The organism is Streptomyces sp. NPDC001568, assembly GCF_042893755.1.
Lineage (GTDB): Bacteria > Actinomycetota > Actinomycetes > Streptomycetales > Streptomycetaceae > Streptomyces.
This window is the reverse complement of sequence record NZ_JBIAVF010000007.1, coordinates 316681-330389: the sequence shown is the minus strand read 5'-3', so window position 1 is coordinate 330389 and position 13709 is coordinate 316681. Positions and strand designations below refer to the sequence as shown.

General features: G+C 72.6%; 10 protein-coding genes. 5 read left to right on the top strand and 5 right to left on the bottom strand.

Going from position 1 to position 13709, the window contains the following annotated elements; translation table 11 throughout:
* Positions 1-24 precede the first annotated feature (24 nt).
* The 3 genes from ACFY0I_RS15795 to ACFY0I_RS15785 are packed head-to-tail and all read right to left on the bottom strand — an operon-like array spanning position 25 to position 4890.
* Positions 25-345, bottom strand: coding sequence for a hypothetical protein (locus tag ACFY0I_RS15795; RefSeq protein WP_388895149.1), 321 nt, complete (start codon positions 343-345; stop codon positions 25-27).
* Positions 338-2077, bottom strand: a complete 1740-nt coding sequence (locus ACFY0I_RS15790) for a hypothetical protein (protein WP_388895146.1) — start codon at positions 2075-2077, stop codon at positions 338-340. The genes ACFY0I_RS15795 and ACFY0I_RS15790 overlap by 8 nt, the downstream gene beginning before the upstream one ends.
* Positions 2074-4890, bottom strand: a complete 2817-nt coding sequence (locus ACFY0I_RS15785) for a helicase HerA domain-containing protein (protein ID WP_388895143.1) — start codon at positions 4888-4890, stop codon at positions 2074-2076. Before ACFY0I_RS15785 ends, ACFY0I_RS15790 begins: the two co-directional genes overlap by 4 nt.
* 828 nt (positions 4891-5718) lie before the next feature.
* Here ACFY0I_RS15785 and ACFY0I_RS15780 point away from each other — a divergent pair.
* The gene (locus ACFY0I_RS15780) at positions 5719-6732 is read left to right on the top strand and encodes a M48 family metalloprotease (RefSeq protein ID WP_388895139.1); all 1014 of its coding nucleotides are present in this window, start codon (positions 5719-5721) and stop codon (positions 6730-6732) included.
* On the top strand, positions 6729-8645 hold the full coding sequence (locus ACFY0I_RS15775; RefSeq protein WP_388895136.1) for a hypothetical protein: 1917 nt from the start codon (positions 6729-6731) through the stop codon (positions 8643-8645). The genes ACFY0I_RS15780 and ACFY0I_RS15775 overlap by 4 nt, the downstream gene beginning before the upstream one ends.
* Positions 8646-8693: 48 nt before the next feature.
* Here the strand turns inward: ACFY0I_RS15775 and ACFY0I_RS15770 are convergent, their stop codons facing one another.
* The gene (locus ACFY0I_RS15770; RefSeq protein ID WP_388895133.1) at positions 8694-9863 is read right to left on the bottom strand and encodes a steroid 3-ketoacyl-CoA thiolase; all 1170 of its coding nucleotides are present in this window, start codon (positions 9861-9863) and stop codon (positions 8694-8696) included.
* 250 nt (positions 9864-10113) lie between these two features.
* Between ACFY0I_RS15770 and ACFY0I_RS15765 the strand changes: the two genes are divergently transcribed.
* Positions 10114-11358 (top strand): cytochrome P450, encoded by a 1245-nt coding sequence (locus tag ACFY0I_RS15765; protein ID WP_388895130.1) that lies wholly within the window; start codon positions 10114-10116, stop codon positions 11356-11358.
* 210 nt (positions 11359-11568) lie between these two features.
* On the opposite strand, the gene ACFY0I_RS15760 is transcribed toward ACFY0I_RS15765, so the two are convergent.
* The gene (locus ACFY0I_RS15760; RefSeq protein WP_388895127.1) at positions 11569-12093 is read right to left on the bottom strand and encodes a PaaI family thioesterase; all 525 of its coding nucleotides are present in this window, start codon (positions 12091-12093) and stop codon (positions 11569-11571) included.
* A gap of 111 nt (positions 12094-12204) precedes the next feature.
* Between ACFY0I_RS15760 and ACFY0I_RS15755 the strand changes: the two genes are divergently transcribed.
* Positions 12205-13146 carry a GlxA family transcriptional regulator gene (locus ACFY0I_RS15755; protein WP_388895124.1) on the top strand — a complete coding sequence of 314 codons (942 nt, stop codon included), beginning with the start codon at positions 12205-12207 and terminating at the stop codon, positions 13144-13146.
* A gap of 118 nt (positions 13147-13264) precedes the next feature.
* Positions 13265-13699: a hypothetical protein gene (locus tag ACFY0I_RS15750; protein ID WP_388895121.1), complete on the top strand. Its 435-nt coding sequence runs from the start codon at positions 13265-13267 to the stop codon at positions 13697-13699.
* Positions 13700-13709: the final 10 nt, after the last annotated feature.

Sequence of the window (13709 nt, the reverse complement as noted above, 5' to 3'; positions counted from 1 at the left end):
CGCCTTCTCCTCCACGAACCGTCGTTACGAGGGATTCCGGACGGTCGCGGTGAGCCCCGCCCGGGCCGCCGCGTCCAGCACCGTCCGCCGCAGCTCCTCCACTTCCGCGGCGGGCAACGGGTCGCCCTCGTACCGCAGCGACAGCTTCCAGTCGTCGTCCGCGTAGCGCCACAGGGAGAGCTCCACCTTCCCCGCCTCCTTCGGGCGCAGTTCGCGCCTGCCGAACTCCTCGTCCCAGTCGTCGTCGATACGACCGCGCGGGGTCAGCCCCACTTGGTCCCGGAAGGCTGCGAGCTCCCCCTTCCCGAAGGTTCCCTTCAGCCGGATGCTCAGCTGCTTATTCATACGGGTCGCCTCCCGGGCGGTTGATGATCCAGTCGGTTTCGCGGAAATGCGTGGAGATGCCAGTGCCGACGCCGCTCCGGTCCGGGGGCCCGTCCGCGGAGAACAGGGCAGGCGCGACCTCCCGGCCCGTCGCGCCCTCCCAGCGAGCCGCCCACGCGCCCATGGCCGGGAACGCGGCCTCCATGGATTCCTTGTCCACGAAGTTGTACTTCGGGTGGATGACGTCGGCCTTCCGGTCGTCCGGGTCGGCGGCCTCCCACGCCTCCGTGGCCTTCCCGACCATGCTGTCCGAGGACAGCTGGACGTCGTAGTCGCTCGGCGGCTCGGCCTGTCCATCATTGCCTTCCGCGCCGATCAGATGCTTGGCGTCGAAGGGTATCCGGGCGGGGCGTTCGCCTTCCGGCCGGTCACCCATCCACTCGGTCAACCTGTTCTGCGCCTCGGGCTGGTCGGCGAGGTCCCGCTCCGTGGGGAAGTCCTTGTGCGAGCCCGAGAAGAACTGCGCCGACGAACCCTGGAGCCGGATGTCCACCCCGGCGGGATCGATCCCGTCCGCCACCAGGGCTTCGTTCAAGCTGGACTTGAACTCCTTGAACTGTTCCGGCGACATGCCCAGGGGCGCCTCGAACCGCTGCCAGGCCTCCACCTGCTTCTCGTCCAGGCCCAGGAACTTCAGGTCCTCGTCACGGATCTCGTACCCGGTGTCGTCCACCGGCCGGCCACGCATCCGGTCGCCCGAGTCGAGATGTTCCACCGGAACGCGTCCGTCCTGGTCGATCAGCCCGTTGGCCTGCGCCTCCTGCTTCCTGGCGTCCACGGTGGCGGCGGCGTCCGTGACGTCGTCGCCGGCCGTGCCGTCCGTGCCGTCCGTGCCGGGTTCGACCTCGTCGGTGGCCTCGCCCTCGACGACGGCTGCCCCGTCGGGGTCCACCGGGTCGTCGGAGTCCGCTTCCGGCGTCCCCGCGTCCGCTTCCGGCTTCCCCGTAGCCGCGTCCGCGTCCGCGGAGTCGTCCGCCACCCGGTCATCTGCGGTGGCGGTGGCTTCGGTGGTCGGTGCGACGGCGTCCGCGGTGTCGTCGACACGGGCGGCGTCATCGCCGCCGTGAGCGGCATCGACGGTCGACGGCTCCCGCTCCGACTCCACCACATCCGCGGGGGCTTCGGGGTGTTCCGCGTCGGCGGCGGCCTCCACCGCCGAGTCGTCGGCGGCATCCCCGTCGACCTCGTCGTCGCCGTCTTCGCCGTCTTCGTTCTCGCCCGCGCCGTCGTCGGCGGTTTCGGAGTCCTCCGTGGCGTCGGCGTCCCCGTCATCCCCGACGGCTTCCGACTCCTCGTCCGGGTCCTCCGCCTCGTCCGACTCCTGCGCGCCCTCCGGCTCCTCCGGGACCTCGGGTTCCTCCACGCCCTCGGCGTCGTCCAGGTCCTCGGGCTCCTCGGGCTCCTCCGGCTCTTCCGGCTCCTCCGCCTCCTCGCGCCTCTCGGAGCCCTCGGAACTCTCCGAGTTCTCCGGTTCCTCGGAGCCCTCCGGGTGCTCCGGGTCCTCCGGGTCCTCCGGCTCCTCCGGCTCGGCGTCGTCGTTCGTCGGCGGGGCGTCGGAGGCGTCGGTGGTTTCCGCCGTCGCTTCCGGTGCCTCCGGCGCCTCCTGGGGTTCGCCGACCGGCTCCGGCTCCGGGAGGTCCGGCGGCGGGGCCGGCTGTGGGGCGTCCGAAGGCGCGGTGTCGAGCTCGCTCATATCGTGTCCCCCGTGGACGGTTCGGGCATCGCCGGCTTGCGCGGCCTGCGTTCGAAGCATGTGAGTACCGCGGCGAAGCGCTTCGACCAGTCCTCCGACGGGTCCGCACAGCCGACCGCGCGTTCCAGGACGGACGGCGCCCCGCGCCCGTGGTAGTACTGCCGGGTCTTGGTCCCCTTACGGGCCTTCCAGCGCGGCTCGGCGACCGGGCACGGGTCGTGGCCGTCGAGCTGGGCCCGCATCATCGCGGCGACGTGCCCGGCCAGGGCCCCCGGCGAGCCGGGGGCTCCGACGCGGCTGTGCACGGCCCGGTCGACGGCCTGACCGATGGCGCACTCCACCAAGCGCCGGTCCCCGGTCCGGTACGGGTCCAGCGAACGCCGCATCGCCTCGCCCGGCAGCGGCGTCACCCAACCCAACAGGTGTGCGGCGACTGCCATTTCGGCCCAGAGCGTGATGCGCAGTTCGGCCTCGTCGGTCAGCCGCTCCGCGGTGCGCAGCTGTCGGAGCGTGCACGGGGCGGTCGAGCAGCCCTCGCCGCACGCGCCGCTGCGCGGTGCCACCATCGGGGCGGGGGACGCCGGTCGGATGGCCGCCGCGTCCTCGCGCGCCGTGCCGTCCTCCATGCGGACCAGCAGGGGGTAGTCCATGCCGTCGGTGAACACCGCGGCCTCACCGGGCTTGAGGGTGACCAGGTACTCCGACTGCGCCTCGGTGATGTTCATCGTCGCGCCGACGGCCTCGCGGTCGTCCTGGGCGGGGAGCCGGTGGACGACCTTGGCCGCCGTGTTCTTGATGACGTCGGGCACGAGTTTGGCGGGGATCTGGTCGGCGATCACCAGGCCTTCCCCGTACGCGCGGATCTCGGCGAGCAGCCCCGCGAACATCTCCACGGCGTGCGCGCTCGCCCCGCCCTCCTCCGAGCGCCGCAGCAGCCGGTGCGCCTCCTCGAAGACGGTCAGGTGTCGCAGGGGGAAGGAGATCCGGCGGGTCGTGCGCTGTTCCATCCGCAGGTACTCGACGAGCCGGATGAGGATGGTCCCCATCAGGAACGCCTTGTCCTTGTCGTCGCCGACGTCCTCGATCTCGAAGACGACGTTGCGGCTGAGCAGTTCGCCGAAGTCGATGGGGTGGCCGCCCTCCAGGAACCGGCCCGTGGTGCCCAGGCGCAGGCTGGCGAGGCGGATCTTGATGAAGCCCTGGACGTTGTCGGTGATCTCCTTGCCGTAGCCGATCTCCGCGACGATCTTGAGGGCCGTGTGTTCCAGGTCCTCCAGCGTCGGGTAGCGCGGCTCGGTCCCGGCGTGCCGCGGTTCGCCGAGGGTGAGGTCCCAGCCGAGGTCCTCGTAGCAGCGGGTGAGTGCGGCGCTCAGTACCTGGGGGAAGGGCTCCTGCGGGTCGAAGGAGGCCAGGAAGAGGGCGCGGACCATGTCGAGGTGCGTTTGCAGGGGGAAGCGTTCACCGTTCGCGAAGACGGACGGCTCCAGCGGGTTCAGGCCCGCGGGGAGGGCGTCGCGGTCACCGGGCTTGATGACGATGACCTCGTGCTCGTCACCCAGCCGGGCCGACATGAACCGGTACTCCGCCTTGGCCGGTTCGACGACCAGCCAGGGCAGGCCCTCCCGGGTGGCCGCTTCGAGCAGGCCGCGTACGGTCTGGGACTTGCCGCCGCCGGTCGCCCCGCAGACGAAGGTGTGCCGGTTGAGCGTGGAGCGGGGCAGGTCCAGGGCGCCGACGGGGCCGCGGTTGCGGTCCAGGATCGTGCCGAGCCGGATCGGGCCGGCTCCCGGCGGGGCGGGACGCGCCGCGGCGTGTTCCGGGGTGACGTCGAAGTCGGGGCGCAGGGCGAACCGTACGCCGGGCACCTCGTGGGCCGGGGGCCGGGCCAGGGCGGCCAGCAGTTCCGAACTCCCGTGGAACGGGGTGCTGCCGGATTCCGGCAGGTGGCGGCCGCCGGGGCCGGCCGTCAACACGGTGGGGAGGTCGCCCACCTGCCCGGTCGGCTTGAGCGCGTACGGGAGCCCTTCGAGGTCGGCGGACGCGCAGACGAGGGCGGCCACCCGTTGGGCGTCCTCGGGCATCCGGCCGCCCGCCAGGAGGCGGATGCGCCACAGCCCGGTGGCCGCGGCCTTCGCCAGCTCCTTGTGTCGGCGCTCCAACCGGGCCGCCTCCAGGCCGTATTCGGGAGAGCCGTCGGCCTTGGACTGGGCGCGGCGCCGGCGGTCCGCGGTGTCGCCGGTCAGTTCCTCCAGGTCGCCCGGGAGGACCGGGTCGGCCAACACCAGCCAGGCGAAGGCGTCCTGCCACACGCCGAGCAGGCAGTCCTCCAGGGTGGGGCTCAGTCGGGGCGCCCCTTGGTCCCGGGGTTCGTCGTCGATGAGGAGTCCGTCGGCGACTCCGGCGACGGCGGTCCAGTGGGGGAAGTGCGCCAGCGTGCCGGCGATGGCGCCCGGGGGCTGCCGTCGTGCGCGGGCTCCGGCGGGCAGGCGCAGCAGGGCGGTGCCGGGGTCGGCGGCGTCGTCACCGCCGGCGAGGGAGGCGCCGCCGAGGAAGACGTCGAGGGGGTGGGCCGCGGAGGGCCGCGACCAGCCGAGGAGGACGCCGCCCCGGCCCGGGTCGTACGGGTCGCGGGCGTGGAAGGCGGAGACCAGGGCCGCGTAGCGGTGTCCGCGCAGGTCGTCGTCGGGTCCGGACGGGTGGGAGGCGTCGGGCCGTCGGCGCGGCACTTCGGCCAGGGCGTACGTGGGCATGCTCAGCAGGCGGTGCCATGCCTCGCCGTCCCCGGCCCGGGCCAGGTCGTGGTCGCGCGGCATCGTCGACACAGTCGCCCCCCAGTCGATCGGTCTCGTCGACAGCATCCTAGAGTCGATCAAGGGGCGCTTCCCACACCTTTGCGCGAAGGTCGTCCAGTACGCGGAAGTGAACTGGACGCCGCGTCACGGGTGATGCAGCATGTCTCGCCTACAGGCCGATGAATGACTCTCCGCTTCGGCGGATTCGGGGGCGAGTCGAATCACTGGGGTGTCCCGTGGATCGTCTGCCGGGTCGGCATCTGTCCAACTGTTTCGATATCAGCGCCATTTGCGCGCCTTGCACCAACAGGGCGGACTTCCGTGAACCAACCCGTCGATCCTCGACAGCCGCAAAACCCTTCGGGTGGCGGCGAATCCGACACGCCGAACCCTCCTCAGGGGCCTCCGCCCCACCCATACGGGCAGCACCAGCCCGCACCTCAGGGGATGCCTCCCCACCCGCAGCAGGGTCAGCCGTACCCGCCGGCTCCTCCGGCGCAGGCTCCGGGCCGGCCCGCCGCGCCTGCGGCGTACCCGGCCGCACCGCCGAGCCCGTCGCAGCCGCCTTCCTACCCCGCCCACCCGGCGGGCCCGCCGCCGGCTCCCCCGGCGCAGCTGCCGGGTTACCCCGCCGCGCCCCCAGCGCAGGCCGTGGGCCGGCCGGCCGCCCCGCCGCAGCAACCTCAGCAGCCGTACGCGCCGTACGGTCAGCCGTCCGCACCCGGTGGCTTCGGGGCGCTGCCCACCCCGGGCTTCCAGAGCACCGAGCATCCTCCGGCGCCCGCGCCCGCGCCCGCGCCGGGGCAGGTGCCGGGTCAATACCCCGCCCCGAGCACGCCTCCCCCGCCCGTGGCGCCCACGCTCGCGCACCCGCAGCCGGGGCTGCCGCCGATAGCCGGCGGGGCCCCCGCCCACGCACCCGCGTACGACCCGACCGCTCCGCCGCCCACGCGGCGCGGCGCGGACTCGTCGTCCATCACCACGCTCCTGCTCAACCTGCCCCTGTTCGGCGGTAGCTTCCTGATCATCTGGCTCATCTCCCGGATGATGCCGCCGGGTCTGGGCCTCCTCTTCATCGGCGCGTGGCTCGCGTCCGGTGCGCTGATGTTCCACCGCCCGACCGAACGTGCGCTGGCCCGGATCCTGTTCAAGGTCCGCGAACCCACGGCGGCCGAGCTGGCCAGGCTCCAGCCGCTCTGGGAGGGCGTCACCCGGCAGGCCGGGGTGGACGGTTCGGGCTACGACCTGTGGGTCGAGGACAGCGACCAGGTCAACGCCTTCGCCGCCGCGGGCCACATCGTCAGCGTGACGCGCAAGTCGCTGAACGGCCTGCCGCCGGATCAGCTCGCCGCGGTACTCGCCCACGAGTTGGGACACCATGTCGGCGGTCACGCCTGGTCCGGGCTGCTCGGCGTCTGGTACGCGTTCCCGGCCCGGATCGTGATGTACGTCGTGAAGTTCGTGGTGACGTTCGTCTTCCTGGTCGCCGCGCAGATCGCCTGCCTCGGTGCGCTGCTCTTCGCCCTGATCGTCGGAGCCGTGGCCATCGCGCTGGCCGCAGCCTTCCCGCCCGCGCTGGCCCTGTTCGCGGTCCCGTTCCTCCTCGCCTGGGCGGGGCGGCTCGGTGAGCTGCGGGCCGACCGGTTCGCCGCGGAGATCGGCTACGGGCCCCTGTTGCTGGCCACGTTGACCGGATGGCACGACCAGGGTCACGACGACGATCACCGCGGGCAGCGCCTGACGGCCCGGCTGATGGCCACGCACCCGCCGCTGGTCCAGCGCATCCGTGCCCTGGAACCGTTCGTGGCCGGCCCCGCCGGACCCACCGCGCCCCCCGCACCCACCGGAGGTCCGGTCGCATGACGTCCCCGCAGACCGATACCGGTACCAAGCCCCCTGCCGGGCCGCCCGGAGCCGAGCCCGGGGCGTCCCTGCCCGAGCACTTCCTGCGGCTCTTCGCCGCCGGGCAGCGGCTGGGCTGGACCTACCGCGACCCCGAGTCGTTGCGGACGCCCTTCCCCGAGCCGGAGCCGCAGCGCCATCCCGTGCCCGTGGCGTACCAGAACCGGGCGCACGCCGCCCGGCTGGCCCACGAGGCGCGCAAGGGCTCCGTCACCAAGGCCGGCGGCGGGATCGTGCTGCTGTTCCTGCTGCTGACCGCCGCGGCCGGCGCGGCCATGGCCGTACTGGCGGTCGCGGCCGTGGCGGTGTGCCTGGTCCTGGTCGTCCACTCCGGACGGACGGCGGCGACGTCCACCGCGCAACTGGAGGCCAAGCACGCCGAACTGGAGCAGCACTTCCAGTACGCCTGGCACGACTGGCAGCAGCGCGGAACGCAGCACGCCGCGGCGCAGGACGCGTGGGTGCGCGGCCACGACGCGTGGGGCGCGCTCCCGGCGGGTCCGAACGCGCGGCGCCTGGACCTCTTCGGTGGCAGCCAGCGCAGCCGGGAGGGATTCCTCACGGTCTTCGGCGCCTCGACGCTCCAGCAGCAGCCGCTGATCGTCCTCGACCTGACGCAGGCCCTCATCTGCGAGGAGTTGGCCTCGCTCGCCGAGCTCGCCGACGTGCCCGTCGACGTGCAGTTGCTGCCGAGCCGGATGGCCGAGAGCGGGATCGTGAGCGGTCTGACGCCGCTGGAGCTGGTCGACAGCCTGGTCGAGGCTGTGTACGCCGACGGTTCCGAGCCCAACAGGGCCGGTCGGGCCCTCGACACCAGGATCCTCCAGCAGCTCTGCGGGGCGCTCGGTGACGACGTCACTCCGGCTCGCCTCGGTGCGGGTCTGCGGGCGCTGATGGGCGAGATCGACGACACCGAGGCCCTCACGCGGGCGGAGCGCAACCGCATCGCGGACGAGTTGGTGGGCGACAAGAACAAGGACCAGATGCGGGACAGCCTGCTGCGGCTCGCGTCCCTCCTGCACCCCTTGGAACGCCTCGGCGCGGAGCGTGCCGGGCGCGGTCCGGGTTACCTCACCTGCATCGCGCTGGACTTCGTCACGGGATCGGCCAGTACCGAGATGCTGGCCGACCTGGCGGTGCAGAGCGTGACCCGACGCCTGGCCTCCTTCCCGGAGACGGCGCCGTCGGTGGTCGTCGCGCTCGGCGAACAGGGCATCCAGCGGCGCTACCTGGAGCAGCTGGCCGGGGTCTGCGAGCGGCGCGGCGCGCAGCTGACGGTCCTGCACCCGCACTTGCGCGAGAGCTCGAAGGACGTCATCGGCGGTGGCACCGTCGGGTTCATGAAGCTGGGGAACCATCAGGAGGCGGGGATCGCGGCGGACTTCCTGGGTCGCCAGTACTCGTTCGTCCTGCATTCGCTGACGGACACGGACGGTACGACGGTCAGCACCTCCCTCGCCAAGACCGTCGGGTCCTCGGTGAGCAAGGGCATCACGCACAGCGAGTCGGTGTCCCGGGGCTCGAACTGGGGCAGCAGCAGCAACTACGACAGCGGGCCGAACCCGTTCTCGTCGGGCGGTTCGAGCAGTTCCGGCGGCAGTTGGAGCGAGACGACCGGTACGTCGACGAGCACGACGCACACGACGAACGACTCGACCTCGCACACGACCAGCGAGGGCACCAGCACCAGTCACGCCCGCGGCGAGCAGCGGGTGTACGAGTACGCGGTCGAGCCGACGCAGCTCCAGGCGCTCGCCGACTTCAGCCTGCTGCTGGTCGACCGGAGGCCGGACGGTTCCGTGGCGGTCCGGGCGGCGGACTGCAACCCGAACATCATCCTGCTGGACCGGGTGAGCACCCGGCCGCTGCCGTGACCCGGTGGTGGGGGCGGGGCCTCGGGGCCCCGCCCCCACCCGACGGCCTCAGAGCCGCTGGATGATCGTGCCCGTGGCCAGCGCCCCGCCCGCGCACATCGTGATCAACGCGAACTCCTTGTCGCGCCGCTCCAGTTCGTGCAGCGCGGTGGTGATCAGGCGGGCGCCGGTCGCGCCGACGGGGTGGCCGAGCGCGATGCCGCCCCCGTTGACGTTGACCTTCTCCAGGTCCTGGTCGAAGACCCGGGCCCAGCTGAGGACCACGGAGGCGAAGGCCTCGTTGATCTCGACGAGGTCGATGTCCTTGAGCGACATGCCGGCCTTGCCCAGTACGGCCCGTGTGGCGTCGATCGGCCCGTCGAGGTGGAAGTGCGGGTCGGATCCGACCAGTGCCTGGGCGACGATCCGGGCCCGCGGGCGCAGTTTGAGCGCCCGGGCCATCTTGCGGGAGGCCCACATCACGGCGGCGGCCCCGTCGGAGATCTGCGAGGAGTTCCCGGCGGTGTGCACGGCCGTCGGCATGACCGGCTTGAGGCGGGCGAGGGCCTCCATGCTGGTGTCGCGGAGCCCCTCGTCGCGGTCGACCAGGCGCCACATGCCCTGTCCGGCCGCCTGTTCCGCCTCGGTGGTCGGTACCTGGACGGCGAAGGTCTCGCGCTTGAAGCGTTCCTCGGCCCAGGCGGCGGCGGCCCGTTGTTGGGAGAGCAGCCCCAGGGTGTCGACGTCCTCGCGGGTCAGGCCCCGGTGGCGGGCGATGCGTTCGGCGGCCTCGAACTGGTTGGGGAGGTCGACGTTCCACTCGTCGGGGAAGGGCTTGCCCGGGCCGTGCTTGGAGCCGGATCCCAGCGGGACGCGGCTCATGGCCTCGACGCCGCAGGCGATGCCGACGTCGATGACCCCGCCGGCGATCATGTTGGCGACCATGTGGTTGGCCTGTTGGGAGCTGCCGCACTGACAGTCCACCGTGGTCGCGGCGGTCTCGTACGGGAGCCCCATGGCGAGCCACGCGTTGCGGGCCGGATTCATCGACTGCTCGCCGGCGTGGGTGACGGTGCCGCCGACGACCTGCTCGACGCAGTCGGGCTGGATGGTCGTGCGGGCGAGCAGCTCGCGGTAGGTCTCGCCGAGGAGGTAGGCGGGATGGAGGTTGGCCAGCGCGCCCCCGCGTTTCCCGATGGGGGTGCGTACGGCTTCGACGATGACGGGTTCCGCGGCCATGAGCTCGTCCTCTCCTGCACAGCGCCAGCGCGGCGGGCCGTCCCGGCGCCCCGCCCGAACTAGTACGCGTTCTAGTTCTCCCCCGCAGTCTTATGACCCGGACCCCCGGCACGCAAGGGTCTTGCACGCGGCTTACACGGATTCCACACGCAACAGGTGGCGCTCCGACCCTTGCCTCTTCTAGAACTCGTTACTACGTTCAAGCCAGCTTGCAGCTTCTGATGCTCCGTCAGACTTTGGAGTCGCCCCGATGCCCTGTCCCGCGCTGCCCGAAGGCTTCGACGCCACCGACCCCGACCTCCTCCAAAGCCGCGTCCCGCTGCCGGAGTTCGCCCAGCTGCGGCAGACGGCCCCGGTGTGGTGGTGCCCGCAGCGGCGGGGCATCACCGGCTTCGACGACGAGGGCTACTGGGTCGTGACCCGGCACGCGGACGTCAAGTACGTCTCCACGCACCCGGAAATCTTCTCCTCCACCACCAATACGGCGATCATCCGCTTCAACGAGCACGTCCCGCGTGATGCCATTGATGCCCAGCGACTGATCATGCTGAACATGGATCCGCCGGAACACACGCGCGTGCGCCAGATCGTGCAGCGCGGCTTCACCCCGCGCGCCATCCGCGGCCTGGAACAGGCCCTGCGCGACCGGGCCCGGAAGATCGCCGAGGAGGCGCTGGCCGCGTCCGCCGACGGCAGCTTCGACTTCGTCACGCAGGTGGCCTGCGAACTTCCCCTCCAGGCCATCGCCGAGCTGATCGGCGTGCCGCAGGAGGACCGGGCCCGGATCTTCGACTGGTCGAACAAGATGATCGCCTACGACGACCCCGAGTACGCGATCACCGAAGAGGTCGGCGCGAACGCAGCGATGGAACTCATCGGCTACGCCATGAACCTGGCCGCCGAGCGCAAGGAGTGCCCCGCCAAGGACATCGTCACGCAGCTGGTCGCCGCCGAGGGGCAGGGCAACCTCGGCTCCGACGAGTTCGGCTTCTTCGTCCTGCTGCTGGCGGTCGCGGGCAACGAGACCACCCGCAACGCCATCAGCCACGGCATGCACGCCTTCCTCACCCACCCCGACCAGTGGGAGCTGTACAAGGAGACCCGGCCCGCCACGGCGGCCGAGGAGATCGTCCGCTGGGCCACCCCCGTCGTGTCCTTCCAGCGCACCGCCTCCCAGGACACCGAACTGGGCGGCCAGAAGATCAAGGCGGGCGACCGGGTGGGCATGTTCTACTCCTCCGCCAACCACGACCCCGAGGTGTTCACCGATCCCGGCCGCTTCGACATCACCCGCGACCCGAACCCGCACCTCGGGTTCGGCGGCGGTGGCCCGCACTTCTGCCTCGGCAAGTCCCTGGCCATCATGGAGATCGACCTGATCTTCAACGCCCTCGCCGACGTCCTGCCCGACCTGCGGCTGACCGGCGAGGACCCGCGCCGGCTGCGGGCGGCCTGGCTCAACGGCATCAAGGAGCTCCGGGTCAGCCGCGGTTGAGCACGCGCGGCCGCACCGGTTCCGGAGCGGCAGGGGCCGATCCACCCACGCCCCGGCCCCTGCCGCCCACCGGGGTCACGGCGCCCGCCGCGCCCCCGTGACCCGCCCGAGTGGCGCGATCGCGTCCGGGGCCCGATCCTGACAGGACGCGACGATCCGCCGAAGGGGCGCCGGGGCCCGACGCCCCCGGCGCCCCTTCGGCCGTCGCGGTCAGGAGGGCCTCAGGACCGCGCAGGTCGTCGTCCCGTGCGCGTACAGCTTGCCGTCGCGCGTGCCCGTGACCCGGGCCTCGGCGGTGGCGGTCGTCCGGCCGACGTGCAGGGCGGTGCCCTCGCAGCGCAGCGTGGGGGTGTCCGCGAACACCGGGCGGATCATGTGCACGCCCAACTGCACCGTCGTGTAGGCGGTGCCCGCCGGCAGCCGGGTCATCACGGCCGAGCCGAGCGCCGAGTCGAGCAGCGTGGCGAGGAACCCGCCGTGCACCGTCCCCATGGGGTTCAGGAGGTGGTCCCCCGGGTCCCCCTCGAAGACGGTGTACCCGTCGCCCACCTCGGTGAGCCGGAACCCCAGGGTGCTCATGATCGAAGCGGCCGGCAGGTCACCCTTGGCGGCGGCCCGCAGGACGTCGAGTCCGCTCATGGCCAGGAGCTCCGGGGTCGGTTCGGGCCTGGGCTGCCAGGTGTGGGTGCGGGTGCGGGGCGCATCGGCCGCGCCGGTGGTCTCGTACGTGGTCATGGCACCGACCCTAGGCAGCGGCGGCCTCGTGCGCGAGTGTCGGATCCGACCGTCTGCGGTCCGATTCCGACATGCCCCGGGTGCGGGATCCGGGCCGTTTAGGGTGGGCGGATGAAAGTCGCCGTACTGGCCCTCGACGGGGTGTTCGACTCCGGGATCTCCGCCCTGCTGGACGTCCTGCACACCGCCAACGCCCTGCGCGACCAGCTCGACGGGGCCCCGCCGCCCTTCGACATCCGGACCGTCGGGGTCCGTCGCCGGGTGCGCACCGGGTTGGGGCACCGCATCGACACCGAGCCCGCCGCGACCGCCCACGACGCCGGTCTGCTGGTCCTGCCCGCGCTGATGGAACGCCGACCGGCGGCCTTGGTGGAGGCCGTCGCCTCCGACGCGCACCGGCCGGTACGGCGCCTGCTGGCCGGGGCCCGCGAGCGGGGCACACCGCTCGCCTCCTCGTGCACCGGCACGTTCCTGCTGGCCGAGTCCGGGGTGCTGGACGGCCTTCGGGCGACCACCAGTTGGTGGCTCGCCCCGGTGTTCAGGGACCGCTACCGCCGGGTCGCCCTGGAGGAGACCCGGATGGTGACGACCTCCGACGGGGTCACCACGGCGGGCGCCGCCTTCAGCCACCTCGACCTCGCGCTGGCCGTCGTCGGCATGCGCAGTCCGGCCCTCGCCGATCTCGTCCGGCACTACCTCGTGGTCGACGACCGGGCCTCGCAGGCCGCGTACGTCATCCCCGGCGCGATGGCCCGCCACGATCCGCTGGTCGCCGCCTTCGAACAGTGGGTACGGGCCCGCATCGCCGAACCCCTGTCCGTCGCCGAAGCGGCCCGCGACCTCGGCGTCAGCGAGCGGACCCTCCAGCGCACCATGGCCCGGACCCTCGGCTGCACCCCCGTCCGGCTGGTCCAGGACCTGCGGCTGGAACGGGCCGAACACCTGATGCGCACCACCGGCCTGCCGCTCGCGGCGGTCGCCCGGCGCGTGGGGTACGAGGGCCCCGGCCCCCTGCGCGCCCTGCTGCGGCGCCGGGGGACGCCGCAGCCGTAACGGGCGGGCGGCACCCGCGCGGTTAAGGTGTGCTCATGTCACAAGCGCGAGCGACGGGACCCACGGGCTTCAGGTAGCCCGCCAGGAAATGCCTGGCGGTTGCGACCGACGGAGTCCCATGTCACGCACCGCTCATCACATCCCCCCGTCACACGGCGAGGAGCTCCCGCCCGGTCGCCCGGCGGGCAGCCCCTGGCACGTCGTGGTCCTCCACGACCTCCGCTTCAGCGCCCGCAGCCTCGCGGACGCGGAGCGGGAGTCCACCAGGCCGCGTCCGGTCCGGGTCCGCCGCCGGGTGGAGGTCCACTCCTTCCCCCGGCACAACCGCGACGCCTCCGTCGCCCTGGCGTCCAACATCGAGGAGCGCCGGGCACGGCAGCTCCTGCGCGCCCGGGTCGGGGCGTTCCTCGCCCTGCTGCACCCGGCCGGACGCGCACCCGAAGCCGCCGTGCGCGGCGCGGACGCCGAGGCCGGCGTGGCCGCCCTGGCCGACGCCGTCGACGTGGACGTACCGCCGGCCCGCCACCGGCACGGCTCGCTCTGGCATGCGTAGGGGCCGGCCG

Bases quoted from the DNA above. Each gene is read 5' to 3' on its own strand.
- ACFY0I_RS15790 (WP_388895146.1), bottom strand. From the start codon at position 2,077: ATGAGCGAGCTCGACACCGCGCCTTCGGACGCCCCACAGCCGGCCCCG.
- ACFY0I_RS15755 (WP_388895124.1), top strand. From the start codon at position 12,205: ATGAAAGTCGCCGTACTGGCCCTCGACGGGGTGTTCGACTCCGGGATC.
- ACFY0I_RS15785 (WP_388895143.1), bottom strand. From the start codon at position 4,890: ATGCCGCGCGACCACGACCTGGCCCGGGCCGGGGACGGCGAGGCATGG.
- ACFY0I_RS15750 (WP_388895121.1), top strand. From the start codon at position 13,265: ATGTCACGCACCGCTCATCACATCCCCCCGTCACACGGCGAGGAGCTC.
- ACFY0I_RS15765 (WP_388895130.1), top strand. From the start codon at position 10,114: ATGCCCTGTCCCGCGCTGCCCGAAGGCTTCGACGCCACCGACCCCGAC.
- ACFY0I_RS15760 (WP_388895127.1), bottom strand. From the start codon at position 12,093: ATGACCACGTACGAGACCACCGGCGCGGCCGATGCGCCCCGCACCCGC.
- ACFY0I_RS15775 (WP_388895136.1), top strand. From the start codon at position 6,729: ATGACGTCCCCGCAGACCGATACCGGTACCAAGCCCCCTGCCGGGCCG.
- ACFY0I_RS15795 (WP_388895149.1), bottom strand. From the start codon at position 345: ATGAATAAGCAGCTGAGCATCCGGCTGAAGGGAACCTTCGGGAAGGGG.
- ACFY0I_RS15770 (WP_388895133.1), bottom strand. From the start codon at position 9,863: ATGGCCGCGGAACCCGTCATCGTCGAAGCCGTACGCACCCCCATCGGG.